A 1,689-nucleotide genomic window follows, 5' to 3' on the forward strand; every position below is an offset into this window, starting at 1 on the left:
CACGGGCAGAGGTGATCCGCTCGGTGCGGTGGCAGTTGGCTGTTTATGCCCTGGGGATGGCTATCTGGGTAGGGACGGACTGGCCTGGGTTCCTGGTACTGTGGTTATGGCCTTTGGCGGTAGGGCAACCGATTTTGCGCTTTATTCTGCTGGCGGAACACACGGGCTGTAGCCAGGATGAGAATCCTTTGACCAACACCCGCACGACGCTTACGCTTTGGCCGGTGCGGTTACTCATGTGGAATATGCCCTACCATGCGGAGCACCATCTGTACCCTTCGCTGCCTTTCCATGCACTGGCTCAGGCCCATGCCTACCTGCGGCCCCATCTGGCACACGTGGAGGCGGGATACCTGAGGGTGCATTATCAGATCATCCAATCCTTGACCGGATGAGGACCCAGTTCTGGCAGTTGGAGCATTTTGAGCTACAGTGTGGCGTCTGTTTACCCCGGGTGACGCTGGCCTATGCCACCTACGGTCAGCTTTCTCCCCGGCGGGATAACTTGGTGCTGTACCCCACGTCCTTCGGAGCGCACCATTCGGATATTGATTGGCTCATTGCCCCCGATGGCATTCTCGACCCGGAACGCTGGTTTATTGTCATTCCCAATATGCTGGGCAATGGCTGTTCGACTTCGCCCAGTAATGACCCCAACTGTGGGCTGCGGGAAGATGGCTTTTGGTTTAGCCACTGGGACAATGTGCGACTGCAAGAGAGTCTCGTGCGGCAGCATTTCGGGGTTGAGCGGATTGCCCTCATCTACGGCTGGTCTATGGGGGCGCAGCAGGCCTATCACTGGGGGGCGCTGTTTCCAGAGCGGGTAGAACGGATTGCGGCTCTGTGCGGTACGGCTAAAACTACGGTTCACAACCGGCTGTTCTTGGAAAGTTTACGGGCGGCGCTGACAGCGGATGCGGCTTGGAATGGGCGGCGGTTTGTGGGGGTACCTGACCGGGGGTTTCGGGCTTTTGCCTACATCTACGCCAGTTGGGCGGTATCCCAGCCGTTTTTTAACCAGAGGCTCTATGAGGGGTTGGGGTATGCCTCGCTGGAAGACTACCTGGTTCGTGGTTGGGAGGCCAATTATCGCCGCCGTGATCCCCATGATTTGCTGGCGATGCTCGAAACCTGGATTCGCTGTGATGTCAGTGATAACCCCATTTACCAGGGCGACTACCAGGCGGCTCTCAGAAGCATTCGTGCCCATACGTTGGTCATGGCCGGGCAAACCGATCTCTATTTCACCCCCGCAGACTGTCGGGCCGAGGCGGAATACATCCCCAATGCGATGTACAAAGAGATTCCTTCCCTGTGGGGGCATCGAGCCGGTAATCCCTACCAAAATCCGGTAGATGCGGCATTTATTCGGGATGCCATCCAGGAACTCATCCACTGTTCCTGAGTAAGGGCAGTGCAACAAATGCTACAACAGGAGTAAGATACTCTTGTCAGCGGTACCGGAGCGGGGCACCCTGATACTGACAACCGCAAGGGGAGGCGAAACCATGAAGCGGGTTTTGGCGATTATTCTAGGCGGCGGTGCTGGAACACGGCTGTATCCCTTGACCAAATTACGGGCAAAACCTGCTGTACCCCTAGCTGGGAAATACCGTTTGATTGATATTCCTGTCAGCAATTGCATTAATTCAGAGGTGCATAAAATCTACGTTTTGACCCAGTTCAATT

At 56.0% G+C, this 1,689-nt stretch carries 3 protein-coding genes; all 3 read left to right on the forward strand.

Going from position 1 to position 1,689, the window contains the following annotated elements:
• Nucleotides 1-395: fatty acid desaturase (locus NW807_RS01265; RefSeq protein ID WP_414425070.1), on the forward strand; the 395-nt coding region annotated here is incomplete at its 5' end.
• Complete coding sequence (locus NW807_RS01270) at nt 392-1,405, forward strand: alpha/beta fold hydrolase (RefSeq protein WP_099816139.1); 1,014 nt, start codon at nt 392-394, stop codon at nt 1,403-1,405. The genes NW807_RS01265 and NW807_RS01270, both read left to right, overlap by 4 nt.
• Before the next feature lie 103 nt (nt 1,406-1,508).
• The coding region (locus NW807_RS01275) for a sugar phosphate nucleotidyltransferase (protein WP_414425071.1) at nt 1,509-1,689 on the forward strand (181 nt) is incomplete at its 3' end.

This window comes from Synechococcus sp. R70.1, from assembly GCF_047461675.1.
Taxonomy (GTDB): Bacteria; Cyanobacteriota; Cyanobacteriia; order Thermostichales; family Thermostichaceae; genus Thermostichus.

Coding starts and splice junctions, on each gene's coding strand:
- NW807_RS01270 (WP_099816139.1), top strand. CDS start 392: ATGAGGACCCAGTTCTGGCAGTTGGAGCATTTTGAGCTACAGTGTGGC.